General features: G+C 67.8%; 13 protein-coding genes and 1 pseudogene. 8 read left to right on the forward strand and 6 right to left on the reverse strand.

The genetic code is table 11. The features are described from left to right. Positions 1-180 precede the first annotated feature (180 nt). Together WMF45_RS34950 and WMF45_RS34955 are read left to right on the forward strand one after the other, a co-directional pair. A complete protein-coding gene (locus tag WMF45_RS34950) occupies positions 181-1248 on the forward strand; it encodes a hypothetical protein (RefSeq protein ID WP_437709738.1) in 1068 nt (355 codons plus the stop codon). An 82-nt stretch (positions 1249-1330) separates the two neighbouring features. Beyond that, the gene (locus WMF45_RS34955; RefSeq protein ID WP_437709739.1) at positions 1331-1477 is read left to right on the forward strand and encodes a hypothetical protein; all 147 of its coding nucleotides are present in this window, start codon (positions 1331-1333) and stop codon (positions 1475-1477) included. A 167-nt stretch (positions 1478-1644) separates the two neighbouring features. Here the strand turns inward: WMF45_RS34955 and WMF45_RS34960 are convergent, their stop codons facing one another. Then, positions 1645-2244, reverse strand: a complete 600-nt coding sequence (locus WMF45_RS34960; protein ID WP_437709741.1) for a hypothetical protein — start codon at positions 2242-2244, stop codon at positions 1645-1647. Positions 2245-2591: 347 nt separating this feature from the next. Here WMF45_RS34960 and WMF45_RS34965 point away from each other — a divergent pair, with 347 nt between their 5' ends. Next, complete coding sequence (locus tag WMF45_RS34965) at positions 2592-3203, forward strand: SDR family oxidoreductase (RefSeq protein WP_437709743.1); 612 nt, start codon at positions 2592-2594, stop codon at positions 3201-3203. A gap of 104 nt (positions 3204-3307) precedes the next feature. Here WMF45_RS34965 and WMF45_RS34970 read toward each other — a convergent pair whose 3' ends face one another. The 3 genes and pseudogenes from WMF45_RS34970 to WMF45_RS34980 all read right to left on the reverse strand — a co-directional run bounded on the left by WMF45_RS34970 (position 3308) and on the right by WMF45_RS34980 (position 4966). Then, complete coding sequence (locus WMF45_RS34970) at positions 3308-3676, reverse strand: hypothetical protein (RefSeq protein ID WP_437719686.1); 369 nt, start codon at positions 3674-3676, stop codon at positions 3308-3310. Between the two features lie 12 nt (positions 3677-3688). Next, positions 3689-4018: pseudogene (locus WMF45_RS34975) on the reverse strand (kelch repeat-containing protein); the annotation flags it as partial. Between the two features lie 375 nt (positions 4019-4393). Continuing rightward, a complete protein-coding gene (locus WMF45_RS34980) occupies positions 4394-4966 on the reverse strand; it encodes a CAP domain-containing protein (protein ID WP_437709745.1) in 573 nt (190 codons plus the stop codon). Positions 4967-5675: 709 nt separating this feature from the next. Here WMF45_RS34980 and WMF45_RS34985 point away from each other — a divergent pair. Next, complete coding sequence (locus WMF45_RS34985) at positions 5676-6380, forward strand: hypothetical protein (RefSeq protein WP_437709747.1); 705 nt, start codon at positions 5676-5678, stop codon at positions 6378-6380. Positions 6381-6641: 261 nt separating this feature from the next. Here WMF45_RS34985 and WMF45_RS34990 read toward each other — a convergent pair whose 3' ends face one another. After that, positions 6642-7427, reverse strand: coding sequence for a hypothetical protein (locus WMF45_RS34990; protein WP_437709749.1), 786 nt, complete (start codon positions 7425-7427; stop codon positions 6642-6644). Positions 7428-8153: 726 nt separating this feature from the next. On the opposite strand from WMF45_RS34990, the gene WMF45_RS34995 reads away from it, so the two are divergent. Together WMF45_RS34995 and WMF45_RS35000 are read left to right on the forward strand one after the other, a co-directional pair. Continuing rightward, positions 8154-9176, forward strand: coding sequence for an alpha/beta hydrolase family protein (locus WMF45_RS34995; RefSeq protein ID WP_437709750.1), 1023 nt, complete (start codon positions 8154-8156; stop codon positions 9174-9176). Between the two features lie 572 nt (positions 9177-9748). Further along, entirely contained in the window at positions 9749-11950 is a 2202-nt protein-coding gene (locus WMF45_RS35000) for a hypothetical protein (protein ID WP_437709752.1), read from the forward strand. Between the two features lie 115 nt (positions 11951-12065). Here the strand turns inward: WMF45_RS35000 and WMF45_RS35005 are convergent, their stop codons facing one another. Beyond that, positions 12066-12338 carry a hypothetical protein gene (locus WMF45_RS35005; RefSeq protein ID WP_437709754.1) on the reverse strand — a complete coding sequence of 91 codons (273 nt, stop codon included), beginning with the start codon at positions 12336-12338 and terminating at the stop codon, positions 12066-12068. Positions 12339-12346: 8 nt separating this feature from the next. Between WMF45_RS35005 and WMF45_RS35010 the strand changes: the two genes are divergently transcribed. Both WMF45_RS35010 and WMF45_RS35015 read left to right on the forward strand, forming a co-directional pair. Beyond that, on the forward strand, positions 12347-12508 hold the full coding sequence (locus WMF45_RS35010) for a hypothetical protein (RefSeq protein ID WP_437709756.1): 162 nt from the start codon (positions 12347-12349) through the stop codon (positions 12506-12508). A gap of 485 nt (positions 12509-12993) precedes the next feature. Then, positions 12994-13941, forward strand: a complete 948-nt coding sequence (locus WMF45_RS35015; RefSeq protein WP_437709758.1) for a terpene synthase family protein — start codon at positions 12994-12996, stop codon at positions 13939-13941. The last annotated feature ends 60 nt before the right edge of the window (positions 13942-14001 follow it).

Below are 14001 nucleotides of genomic sequence, written 5' to 3' on the forward strand. Positions count from 1 at the left end.
CGTCAGACGCCCGTGCTGTCGCTCATCAGACGTTCATCCCGAGGCCGCCGGTTCGGCGCTGAGTCCACCGCGCCGGTCTCGCAGGAACAGCCACGGCTACAGCTACTGCGAGATCTGTCGTGACGAATGTCAGCAAGATAAGCCCTATACGCATGAGATTTGTTCTTCGTGCGGATTCAAATGAACATGACGACCTCCCCGATCGTTCTGAGCGCGACACACGTCACCTTCGACGCGGCAGGCGCAGAGCGTCTGGTGCGGCTCGGTGCGACCAACATCGTGCGCGCGCACGAGCACCTTCTTATCGGGCCGAGTCGCCTGATTCCCGCAGAGCATGTCCGGATGCGTGAGGTGTGGTTTTCCTCGTGCGAGCAATGCTCGGACAGAGACGATGCGGGCGAGAAGTGGGATCAGCTCTATTCACCCGATCTTCGATGGGATCCGCCCGTTGTCCTGTGGGCAACGAAGAGTCTTGACGACCTGGTGAACCTCTGGCGTATTTGTCGCTACTTGCGAAGCCTGGGGATGAAGTACAGTGACGTCCTCATCATGGAGTTCGAGCGTGTCTACGGCACGATGAAAAGGTTTCCCGAGCCACCGAGGATCCCGCCGTTCGACTGCTCCGGATCGATAGCTCACCACACCGACGAGGTCCTTCTGGACCACCTCGACAAGGCGCGCCCCTGGCCGGTGGAACGTTACGAACGTGCCATCGGCCTCTGGGAAACCTACGCGGATGAGAACCCGCTGCCTTTCGTCGACAGCTGCATCGCTGGTGTCGAAGGGTTTCCAGAGCTCGCTTCGCTGTGGGCGCTCCTCTCTTACTTTTTCCCACGGAGAGCCGCGACAGGCGCCCTGGGCCTCAGCCGATATGACGACCTTATTCTTGCCATCCTGTCCGCGGAGGAGTGGCAGACTCCAGTACGGGTAATCTGCAATAGGTCGCAGCTTGGTGAAGACTTGCGGGATCTCGTCTCCTGCACAGGGGACCTGTACTTGGGAGATCGTCTTGCCCAGTGGGCAAAGCACGATTCGGGCGCCGCGGTGGAGCGCGCACCTGGCCCGAAGCCGCCTGAGTACCCGCTGCTCTCGACGGTCTACCGCCTCACCGAACGTGGCGTGCAGCTCCGAGACAAGGGGCTCGATCAGCTCGCGGACGCGCCGCGCCTTCCCGTAGCGGGGACCGAGGCGTACTCACCTGTGGCCCCCTGGGTGCTGCTCGAAGACGGACGGCTCGCTCGCCTGTGAGCGCTAGCCTAAAACCCGCGATCGGAAGCCAGCTGGCCCACTGGATTCAGCTCTGTAGACCGAAGTGACAGAGGGACTCGCCATGCCCCCTGAGCCAGAAGACCAGGACCCGCGCCCGCCGCCTACCGAGGCGGAGCTGGCAGCGATCCCGGATACGGCCACCTTCGCCGCGGCCCTCGTGTGGTGCGGCTATCTCGCGTCGCCCAGGAGGGTCGCGAGCGTGTCGTAGCCCGCGCTGACGCCGTGGTCGCGCTTGAGCAGCAGGTGGATCTTCGTCGCGCCACGTGACGCGCGCTCTGCCCCGCCGCACGACGGCGGAGGGCCATCAGGTGGCCCCGTGAGGCTGCAAACTGGCAGGGATGAGCGGTCTGGTCAGCGTCGCCCCGCTCGCCGCGCTCAACCGAGCGACTGCAAGATCGAGCTGAATCCGTGCTGGCCGTGGCGGCTGCCCTGCGGGGACAGCCACGCTTCGTAGGTGTCGCCGCCCGGCGAACGGAGCTGGATGAACTCGAGGCTCACGAGAGGGTTGAAGGGGTTGCCGGGGCGGGGGCCGATGTCCTGGCCGGGATACGTCGCGTCCTGGTTGAAGGCGCGGGTGCCCTGATCGAGGGCGGCGAGGTGCTTGTAGTTGCCGCGTTTGCCGAAGTCGCTGTACTCGCGAGAGACGAGGACGCGGCCGCGGTTGGTGAGGCCGACGTGAACGTTGGGCACGTAGGTGGAGACGCCGATCACGGCGGCAGATGCGGCGTTGAGGACTCCGCCGGCGATGCGGCGGGCCGTGCCGGCGGGCGCCTGGTACTCGACTCCGCTCCAGTTGCCGATGATGCGCTCGCCGGGCTGGAGCTCGTAATACTGGGCGTAGAAGTCGCTGAATTTTTGCTCGATCTCCTCCGGGCTCATGTTGGCGGCCTCGGCCATGGCCTTCTTGCGGACGTACATCGAGTACGCGAAAGCGGCCGCCATGAACACGAGCGGGATCAAGTAGTACATTTGCATGACCATCTTCTCCTAGAGAACCCACGCTCCAGTCCGGAGCCACCGAAGGCGATGGTTACGCGGCGGCGCACGCCAGGTCAAGGGGGCGCGCTTCGAGTGATCAACCAGCGATCGGACAACCGTCGATGCGCAAACGCCCCGTCGCGTACCGCTCCGCCCGGCAACAGGGCTTCCTTCACTCACGCGCTCGAGCGCTGGGACTGCGCCTTCAAGCACGGAGGGCTCGACGCCCTCCGTCCGAAGCCGCGCTCGGATCGCTTGACTTGAGGTGCCGCCGCCACGCGCCGGGGGCCATGCCGGCCCACTGCCGGAACGCGTGACTGAACGAGGCCTCGGACGAGTAGCCGGTGAGGCGCGAGACCTTCGCGAGCGGCGCGCCCTCGCGCGAAGGGGTGAAGGCGATCGCCGCAGAGGCGCTCTCGGCCCTCGGCGGCCTCGACATCCTCGTGAACAACGCGGGCGGGTCGCGCGGGTTTCTGGGAGGCTCCCCGACGATCCCCGACGAGGAGTGGCAAGACACCCTCGCGCTCAATCTCCTCTCCGCGGTTCGCCTCACGAACGCGGTCCTGCCGGCGCTCCGCGCCTCGAAGGCCGCCGCGGTCGTGAACATCTCGTCGACGGCAGCGACGATTCCGTACGGCCCGTTCGCGCATTACTGCGCTGCGAAGGCGGCGCTCGACACCTACTCGCGCACGCTCGCCGTGGAGCTCGCGTCGAGCGGCGTCCGCGTGAATGTCGTGACGCCGGGGCCGGTGGCGACACCGAGCGCCGACGAGCTGCGGAAGACGTTCACCGACGGGATGGGCCTTCCGGCCGACGCGTTTGTCCAGCAGGTGCCGCTCGGACGCCTCGGCACCACCGACGACGTCGTGGAGGTCGTCGCGCTCCTCGCGTCGGATCGCGGGAGGTGGCTGACCGGCGGGAATTACCGCGTCGACGGCGGAATGACGGCGCGCTGACGGTCAGGCCTTCATCGGGCAGCCTCGACCCACTCTTTCGACCCGTGAACGACGCGTCGCGACACTCGCGGTCCCGCCACTTCGGTTCGCCGCGCCACACTTCTTCACGCAGCCATCCGCCTTCTTTTACCTACGCGCCATCGAGCATTCCCCGGCGCTAGGACCTTTCCATCGTGGAGCAGCGTCGCCTCGTAACCGTCTCCGTGACGAGCGTTCATCGTCGCCGCCGGCGCCCACGTGTCGTCCGCCGGGTCATAGATCGCGGCCTGATTGGCGCCGTGCGCGCCTGGTGACCCCGTGACGAGGACCTTCCCGCTCGGGAGCGGCGTGCTTGTAACACAGCACCCCGCGATGCCCGGCGTGGACCTGACAGTCCACGCGTCGACGGCAGGCTCGTAGATCTCGGCGCCGGAGGGGCTGAAGGCCAGGACGCTCCCGTCTTGAAGCAAGAGCGGCGCGAGTCCCGATCTCACGCTGGGCATCGCCGCCACGGTCGTCCAGGTGCCCGCCGCCGGATCGAAGACCTCCGCCGTGTCGACGAGAGTGGAAGTAGTGGCCGAGATCCAGCTCGACCCGCCGGCGACGAGCACCCTGCCGTCCTGCAGCAGCGTGGTCGAATGGCCGCGCCGGGCGCGGCGTCGACCCACAGGGCGATCGATCCGCCCGCGAGGGCCGCCGCCTGCTCGGGGAACGCCTTCCGCAGCGCGGCGTGCGCCTCCGAGCCCCCCTCGCCGGCGCCGGCGCAGCCGAGGCTCGCCCCGAGCGCGGCCAGCAGCAGGAACGCCGGGCCTGCCGCCGCGGCCCTCCGGGTACATGCCCGAGCCCGCGCCTCCCGAGCGCCGCTCGCCGGCGCGTCATGCTCCTGCCTGTCCACGGATCTTCGCGTGCGCTCCGGCAGACCGGCGCGATCGTGACTCTGGCGGCCTCGGTGATGACGCACCGGCATCTCCCGGAAAGTAAACGATGCTCGACTCGGAGGTTCGGGCCTCGCGAGCCAGGGGCGAGTTGCGCTCTGGTTGCGTCCTGGAATGCTCGGAGCAGACGTGGCATTCACGGCGCCGCGCACCCCCTCGGCGGTCGGGCGCCCCTCCGGGCGTCGAATTCCTACGGGGAAGCGGCGAGCACGGGAGTCGTGCAGGGCTCCGCTCGCGTTCGGACGCGGGCGGCTCAGGGCGCGCTGCGCGCTCGGCTCAGTAGGGACGCTGGCCGACGAAGTTGCCGGGAGGATCGTAAGTGCACACCCAGAACTGCCAGGCGCTGACCCCTTCGAACGGTGAGCCGTCCGCACAGCTGGCGATCCCGCAGCCGAGCCGCAGGGAGTCGGCCCAGACCACCTGGGTGTAATGGCCGCACGTGGCGGCGCTGCAGGCGTTGCTCGCGAGGTCGTAGCTGACCGCCTCGTCGATCCACGAGCCGACGACATCCTCGGGGGCGGGTGAGGCGCCGCTCGACGTCGCGAAGAGGTTTTCTCCGTAGCCGTTCGCGCTGTGGCGGAACACACACTTGTCGGCATGGGCCTGAGCCACCGCGGCGAGCTCGGACGACCACGAGAGCGGGGGCAGCGGCTGCTCGGCGGGCGGGTCGACCGCGGCGCGCGCCGCGTTGTGGGCCGCCGTCATCCCGACCATCCGGGGCGGCTCGTCGTCGCCCTGGCCGCTCGCCGGGGCGTCGGCGTCGTCGGACGAGCTGCCGCACCCGGCAGCGAGGGCGAGCATCAGGGAGAACAGCGCGAACCCGTGGAGACGTGAGCCGAGCGTATTCACGGAAGAATTGTCCTACAGCTCGGCCGCGCGCCGCAACAATTACTTCGATGATGGCTATGTCGACTCACGACAGACCTTGTACCGATAAGCCTACAGCCGTGTGGACGGCGGCGTCCGGGCATGGCGCCGGACGTCGGGATGGTCGTTATCCATCCGGGGACGCCCCATAGCCGCCAGAACATCCCGGGCCAGACCAACGCCCGGAGGGCGACGTGTGCCTGCGGCATCCCGATGCGCCCCTTGGCGTGCTCTGCGTCGCGCGGGGCCACGCGCATCGCGCGAACGGCGCTCGTGTCGACTGCGACACTGGGCCTCCTGGCAAGGACCAAGCTGACGGCGCCCGGCGCCGCCCAGGGCCCGCTCTTTCGACCCATGAACGACGCGTCGCGACGCGCGCGGTCCCGCCACTTCGGTTCGCCGCGCCACACTTCTTCGCGCAGCGATCCGGATTCTTTTACCTACGCGCTCTGGCCGATCACGGGCGTCCGGCGGCGAGGTCACCCGAGACACGGACCAGGGGCGCCGCCCGCCTGCGTCTTGCTCGATCGCGCAACGGATTACCCGAGGGCGCGCAGGCCTCCCTCCCGCGCCCGCGCCATTCCTGGCCTCGCACTGCTGGATCGGAGGTTGCTGTAGACCCCCCTCGGGCGATGGCCCGGGGGGACCGGGGCAACGCTCGGCAACCGTTCGACAGAGGGAGTATTTGATCATGCGTTGTACCAAGCTCACATCGAGACGTGAGCGTCAGTCCAGACGCCACCGTCAATCGAGGGGAGAGAACACGTTTACCTCGGCTGTCCGCTCCGCCAGTTCCGCTCCACAGCGCGTCATCCTGCGCGCTGGGATTGCGCTCGCTGCCCTCTGCGTCTTTTCCGCGCCTGGCTCGGCCGAGGCCGCATACCGCAATGGCGAGACCTCACACTGGAGCAAGTTCACCCTCAAATACGGTTTCCGATTCGTGGAGGGCGCCCCGATCACCGTTCCCCATGGAACGGCCTGGACCTCGGGGCGCCTCATCGATCTGAAGAAGCGGATCGACGGCCTTCCCTTCACGCGTTACCAGCCGCTCATCGTCGGGGCGTGGGAGTCGGCGGACTGGGGGCACTTCTCCGCGACGTTCTTCGGTCAGCCGTTTCGCGTCACCGTCACGGCCGGCAACCCCGACGAGCTCCACTTCGGGCTGTGCCGCATCGAATTCGGACAGCTGAGCGGCTTTGGCGTCACGCTTCCCGTCATCAGCGAAGAGCACCTCTGCATCAACTTCCGTGTAGACGACGAGGGTTCGGGAGGCGCGAACAACAACATGATGGGGCTCTATTTCCCCGAGATCGATCTCGAGATGTGGCCCAAGAGAGAGGACCGTCTGCGGATCGTCACGCAGGGCAACGAATTCGAGTTCGACTCCCGCGAATGAGCCTTCGCGCGTAGCGATGCGCCCCGCAGCGCGGCACCAGCGCTTCGAGCCTCCGGGGACGGTTGGCGCTTTCCCCTACGGGCGAGGGTATCTCTTCGAGCCCATCCGCGAACCACCTCGACCCGGGAGCTCCTCGAGGCGCTCCGCCAGCCGGGCGTGCTGGCTGGGGAGCAGATCGCGCGCCGAGATCACGCGACCGGTCAGCTCGTCCATGGGCACGCCGAAGGACCGCCGTCCCCGTAGGGGCGATCTCACGAGCGCTCAGGCGCCTGCGAGGAGCCCCGGGCATTTCAGTTTGACGGCCGCGCACGCCGCGGGTTGCGGCGAGAAGTCATCGATGGACGACGCACACGTGATCGCCTCGAAGGCGTCGCCCGTGGCGATCATGCAGGCCTTGAGCTCCGCGACCGTGGCGGTGCACCCCGCGAAGCCGGCGGTGTCGCACGAGCCGGCCTGCTCGGGCGCCCCCGGAGCGCGGATGCAATCCGCCCTGGCGGTCTCGCAGTCCGTTCCATCCACGACGCTGGCGAGCACCCCGGTGAGGTCGCACAGGTCCTCCTTCGAGAGATCGAGTGACGCGGTGACGTCGTCGCACACCTGCTCGGCCTCTGCGGCCGTCAGCTCGCCGAGCTGCTCGCCGTCGAGAGGATCCCCGCCGCCGGTGTCGGTCCCGCCGCCGGTGTCGCTTCCGCCGCCGGTATCGGTCCCGCCGCCGGTGTCGCTTCCGCCGCCGGTGTCGCTTCCGCCGCCGGTGTCGCTTCCGCCGCCGGTGTCGGTCCCGCCGCCCGTGTCGGTCCCACCGCCGGTGTCGGTCCCACCGCCGGTGTCGCTTCCACCGCCGGTATCGGTTCCGCCGCCCGTGTTGCTTCCGCCGCCGGTGTCTGTCCCGCCGCCAGTGTCGCTTCCGCCGCCGGTGTCTGTCCCGCCGCCGGTGTCTGTCCCGCCGCCGGTGTTGTCGTCGGCTTTGCCCCCATTGCTTTCCTCGCCATCGTTGCATGCCACGAGCGAGAGCGAGAGGCCGGCCATCAACAATCCAAGAAGCTTCATTTGTATCATCGGGCCCCCATCAACGAGAATGTTCACCTGCGTGTCCACGCGGCGATCGAGGACGGCTCCGCCGAAGGATGCGAACGGAGCTGCATCGTCGATCGGGCAGGCGCGCAATGCATGAACCTACCACAAACAGGATTGAATTCTCCTTCCCTCCTCGGCAATTTGGTCGCGCTGGCCGGCCACGGCCGGCGGGGACGGGCGCATCGTCGAGGCGTTCGGTCTGGGACGACGCAATGGCGTCTCCAGCGCTCCACGCCATTCGGCCGGTGCGGATGCAGCCCGTCCTCGTACAGGACGGATACCGGAGGGCAAGCCTCGCACCTCGGGGCCAGCCCTCTCCGATGTACAGACTCGCCAGCATCTGGATGACAAGGAAAGGCCTTGATGAAAGCCCGCTCCGCTCGTCCGCCTGGCTCCTTCCCGTTACGCTATCCTCGTGGTTCCGTGAACCAGGTGTCGCGACGCGCGCGGTCCCGCCACTTCGGTTCGCCGCGCCACACTTCTTCGCGCAGCGATCCGGCTCCTTTTACCTACGCACTATCCTCGCTCAAACCGGGGAGGGACGACTTTCACCTTCCCTCTTTCGTCTTCCACTCGGCATCACGAGGCCTTCGAGCGCCCGGGACGGCGCCGCGCGCGTGGGCACAGGTGCGTCCACATGGCGCCTCATCCGAGCGGCTTTCACGAACTACCATGGTTGATATAGATCATGGCCTGGACATGCCCCTCATCACGCACCCTCGGCTTCGACCCATCATCGCGCTCGCGCCGCTCACGGCGCTCACGGCGCTCGCCTGCCAGGAGGTGCCGCGCGCCGCCCCAGGAGCTCGCGGGCCCACCGCGCCAGCTGGCATCGAGCCGGCGCCGGCCGCGCCGATCGCGGCGGAGACCGCCGAGCCGGCGCCGGAGCCCGCGCCGCTGCCCCCGGTCTCCCCAGGGCTCGAGCTGCAGGACGAGCCTTATGCAGAGGCGCGCGCGAAGTTCAAGACCAAGCTCATCTCCACGGATCCGGCACCTCAGAGCTACCAGAACGTCCCGCCACCCCCGGGCGCGCGCGAGATATCGTATCTCTCCGGCGGCCTCAAGCTCAAGGCATGGGTCAGTGAGCCCCCGGCCGACGGAGGCCGCCTGCCCGCGGTCGTGTTCCTGCATGGTGGATTCGCCTTCGCCCTCGATGACTGGGAGATGGCAGAGCCCTATCGCGACGCGGGCTTCGTCGTCCTCATGCCCATGCTCCGAGGAGAGAACGGCCTCCCCGGCGGGTTCTCGATGTTCTTCCACGAGGTCGACGACGTGCTCGCCGCCGCCGACGCCCTGGCCAAGCTGCCCTATGTGCAACCCGATCGCCTCCATGTGGCAGGCCATAGCGTGGGAGGGACACTCACCCTCCTCGCAGCGATGGGCTCCGACCGGTTTCGCGCCGCCGCGTCGTTCTCCGGGTCGCCCAACCAGATCGACTGGTCCTCGGGTCACACCAGGCTCATCCCTTTCAGCCCGTACGACATACGGGAGTTCCAGATCCGCTCGCCGGTTGCCTATGCGACGAGCTTTCGGTGCCCGGTGCGGCTGTACCACGGGCTGTCCGGCGGGGAGCGCTTCTTCGGCCCCGCGAGCCAGCGGCTCGCCCTCCTGGCGCAGCGCAGCGGGCTCGACGTCAAGGTGGTGCCGGTCGCAGGGGATCATTTCACTTCCGTCCCGGAGGCGATGAGGCAAAGCATCGAGTTCTTTCGCGAGCAGCAGTGACCGCCGCCGCGATCGGCCCGCGCCCTGCGCGCCTCGTGCGCGGGCAAGGCGGACGTTGACACCGCCCGACGCAGGCGCGTGAATTCGGCGGTGGACCCCTCGCCGCTGCCGTCCTCCCGGCCGAGCGCGCCGCGCACCGATCCGGACAGCGCCCCGGCCGAGCAGCCCCCGCTGACGCTCGTCACGCTGGTCGCGTCCCAGGGGCCCGCGTCCGTCGCCCCCGGCGGGGCCGGCGGCCCCGTGTCGACCGCCCGCCCCCCGTCGAACGCCCGCCCCGCCTCGGCCGCCGCGGCGGCCCGGCAGTGCCCCGGGGGTGGCTGCGCTTCGCCTGGCGCCAGGACGCCGGCGTCGGGGAGGTCATCCCCCAGGATGCCATCGCGATCGAGCCTCCGTGGCCAGCCGCAGGGCTCGGAGCGCGCGGGCTCGGTCGATCCAGAAATCGACCGAGCCCGTGTCGGGTCTTCCTCTCCGTTTACGGAAAAGGGTTGAGGCGCGTGGAGCGAGGGGCATCGGCGCCCCCACCGCCCGCGCGTCCGACCTCACCCTGCAACGAATGTTCTGGGAGGACCCCCATGCGACAATTCACCTTTCTGGCTCGCCTCTCTCCCCTGGCCCTCACCCTCCTGGCCGTCACGGGCTGCGGGGACCTTGCCCCGGAGACCCAGGCGGATCCTTTCATTGACCACGAGCCGGGCGCCGAGGAGCCCAGCGACCCGGACGCGAAGCCCGCCGCTGCCACGACGGGCCCTGTCGTCGCTCTCACGTCCATTCAACGCGAAAAGGCCCCTCTGCTCGCGGAGCTCATGGACGGCGCGCCTTCGAGGTTCCGGGCGGACCTCCTCGCGGATCCGAGCCCCGCGAGCCGCGTGGCAGAGGCGTCCGCCGTGCTCATCGACGCCGAGGCCGCGAGCGCCGACGACATCCGCTCCTACGCGTCCGTGCTCCGGGCAGCGCGCCTCGCGGGGGTGCCTGTGATCCTCGAGAACGCGCGCGACGCCGAGAAGGTCGCGCTGGCGCTGGGCATCGGGATGTCCGCGCAAGTCGTCTACGCGGCGCCCAGCCCGGGCGGCCAGCGCTTCGACGTGCGCGTCTTTGGCGACGTCACCGGCGAGGAGACCGAGGAGCACAGCTCGGTGCGCTTGCCGGCCTCCGCGAAGGCGAGGTACACCCGGATGACGACGGACGAGCGGGCCGAGCTCGGAAAGAGGCTCGAAAGGAGCGAGGCCGAGCTCGACGCGCTGTTCGACGCGGCGCCCGAGGCCGAGCCCATCACCATCGACGCAAAGCCCCGGATCGCCTCGAGGTCCGAGGTCGCGCAGACGGCGCTACCTGCCCGGGGCGAGCTCCTCGCCGAGATCAAGGGCCTGCTCGCGGACCACAACGCCCACGCGCTCGCCCAGATCGTGACCGAGCCTATGCCCGAGGGCACCTACCGCTCGTACAACGTGACGTCCCCCTCCATCAAGTGGGAGTGCGGCGACGACGGCCAGCGCTCGGTCATCGACCGCAACTTCACGGTGACGCTCCTCGCCTCCAACGCGCCGGAGGGCAAATACGTCGTCATCGCGGGCAATGGCACCCAGTACAACCCCGGCGGGCTCAAGTGGAACTCGGGGAACAACCGCGGCTACTTCCAGGAGACCCTCCAGCACTCGATTCGCCCCCTGTCGGGGGGGCTCTCGCCCTACGCCCACAGGCCCCACTCGGCCAACGAGTCCTCGACGTTCACCACGTCGAACGGGTTCTCGGTCGGCGCGGGCGTGGGCGTCGATGGGCCGTCCACGAGCTTCAGCTTCGATGTGAGCGAGCAGGCCTCTCAGTCCTTGAACGACTTCGACGTGATCGATTTCTCCTCGGGCTCGATCTTCGGCTGGCAATACAAGCTGGCCTCGGTGAGCGGGCATTCTTACAAGAAATGGGAGGACCTCCACAACGACACGTGGGGCGGCCTCTACGGCCTGCCCAACCTCGCCAAGAGCACGCTCACGGAGGAATACGAGGGTATCTACTCGGCGAGCCTCCAGGATCAGTCGCTTTACCCGGTGGAGAACGTCAACCTGCAGTCGGTGCGGCACACCTGGGTCTCCAACGATTACCTCCTCTGGGAGGAGATCAAGACCACCTCATGCGGGAAGGCGGCCGGCTCCGTCGTCACCGTGGACCTGAGCTCGGTCAACGTGGCCAAGCTGGGCACCATCCCCTTCAGAGAGACGTTCGATCAAGGCATCGCGCCGAGCGTGTGGACCGCGATCAACGAGGGCATCACCGGCAGCTCGTCGAACTGGCGGGGGGCAGGCGGAGCGGCGACCGAGACGGGCGGCGCGTTCGATTACCCCCAGACCGCGGCCGACGGAGCTGTCGACATGCGCGGGACCTACCTCGTCGCGCCCCGCACGGCCTTCGGGCAGGGAGCGCTCTCGGCGAAGATCTACGCGGGCGACCCCGACGGCTTCGGCCTCATGTACGCCATCAACGACACCGGCTCGAGCTACTACCGGGTGATGTTCGACGCGAGCTTGAGCGTCGCGCGCCTGGTCCGGGTGGACAACGGCGTCTTCACCGAGCTCGCGGTCAACACGAGCTATGTGCCGCCGCAGAACACATGGATGACGGTGCGGGTCGAGCGCGAGGGGACGACGCACCGTATCAAGGTCAATGATCAGGTGGTGCTGGCGGTGGCGAGCGAGGCGACGTACGCGTGGGGTTCGGTCGCCCTGTTCTCGTGGGCGATGAGCGACGTGCGCTTCGACGACGTGACGATCACGACCCTCTGACGCGATCCTGAGACACGGTCTCGTCCATGAGCGCGGCGAGGCCCCGGTGCAGGAGCGTCGAGCTTCTTTCACCTGCGCGCCGGCATCGCGAAGCTCCGCGCGCTGATCGAGCGCGTCACGGAGCGTGTTCGTCGACTGAGCGGACGTCGATGCCCTGCTTCCGCAGCGCGACGCGGAGCTCGTGCCGGCCGAGCGCCGTGCGCCCGCGCCAGTACTCGAGGTTGAAGTCCGTCGCCTCGATGAACCCGTATCCCACCCGGTCGCCCGACTGCACGCGGACGAGGACGACCCCGTTCGAGTGGTTGTTCGTGTGGGTGATGCCCCCGGTCGCGGAGAACGGGCACCTGCCGAGCAGCACCTTGCCCGCCGCGTCGGCGGTCAAGCTCATGTCCGCCGATGAGGTCCTGCGTGGCGCGCGCCCCGGCGGCGAGCGGCGTCCCGTCGAGCAGCACCACCGGCGCGTCCGCCGTGGTGCCTTGCCGGAGGACGACGCGGTCCAGCCCGAGGACGGGCGCCGACGCGTTGATCTCGACCCACCCGGCTGGCCAGCGCGCCTGAGCAGACGCTGTGCCACCGGGCTGAACGCCCACTTCTTCGCGCAGCGATCCGGCTTCTTTTACCTACGCGCGGACGGCGCGCTCGAAATGGGTGACCTCCCGCCGGACCCAGGCGACGCCCAGTCAAGATTCTCGGAGCCGTTCCTGGCTCGTGCAGTCCGACTGTAAGAGCTCATTGACAGAGCGCGCCTCATGCGGCCAGGCAGGTCTTCCACGAATAAAAATATTGTGATTACCGATATTTAGCATCAAGCGGGAGGCGTCCTACCGTACAGCTGTACCCTGCTGGTGTCGTTCACTGACGTCGGCTCCGCGGAAACCTGCATAGGATTGCCTCAGCGTTGGGCGGCATGGTAATTCGTTCAATGCGCCTGCCGCCTGCTGCGGTCGGAAGCGGTTCGTGGTATGAACATTTCTCGGAGTGGGAGCGCCAACGGTTCCAGCGCACGGGCCAAGCAGCTTCCAATCCGTGTCGAGGAGGAAGCTGTGCATAGAGCTTTACAGTGTCCTTTTCCCGCCACGCCGCCCCACCCGCAGGCGGCACAGCTCGCGCACGATTGCCTCGAATGGACTCGCAAGTGTGGCCTGCTCCCCGATGAATCGCCACGAACGCTCGACAAGGTGCGCAGCTATTCGGCGCTCGCCGCTCATTGTTACCCCGATGCACATTTCGAGCGGCTTCGGGCGATTTGCGACTACTACAGCTGGCTCTTCTTCTTCGATGATGTGTGCGAGAACACGTCACTGAACGGCGCCGAACCGAAGGTTGTCTCGAGGCTGCTGTTCGATGTGTACGGGGTGCTGCGAGGGCCCACGGCTGCCGTTGGGCATGCGCCATTTGCCCAAGCGTTGGCGGACATCTGGCGACGTATCGGCGATAGTTGTCCTGGGTTCTGGCGGCGGCGCCTCATCCGCCACGTCGAAAACTACATCGATGGCTGTGTCTGGGAAGCGCAAAATCGCCAGCTCGACCGCGTACCCAGCCGCGCGGTGTTCGAGGGGATGCGCATGCACACGTCCACCATGTACGAGTTCTGGGACTTCATCGAGTATGCCGGCGACCTGTTCTTGCCGGATGAGGTCGTGGAACATCCCTTGGTGACGGAGGTGCGTCGCGCCGGCAACGCCATCGCGTCTTTTGCCAATGACATTTACTCGCTGCGCAAAGAGACGAGCAACCGCGACGTGCACAATCTGGTTATCGTGCTCATGCACGAAGAGCGCATCGATCTCGAAGCAGCGTACGCGCGCGCCGTCGGTCTCCACGATGCTCAAGTCGAGCACTTCCTGGAGCTGGTGACGCACCTGCCTACGTTCTCTGCAACCATCGACCGGAGCCTGGCGCGCTACCTGGAGGGCATACGCATCTGGATCCGCGCCAACCACGATTGGTCGATTGTCACGCCCCGTTACAATGAGCCCGATGCGCGATGAAGTGCTACCTCGACTCGTGGCGCGACAAGGAGCGGCTGGAGAAGAAAGGCCGCACGCCCA

Source organism: Sorangium sp. So ce448 (assembly GCF_051520915.1).
GTDB lineage: Bacteria > Myxococcota_A > Polyangia > Polyangiales > Polyangiaceae > Sorangium > Sorangium cellulosum_B.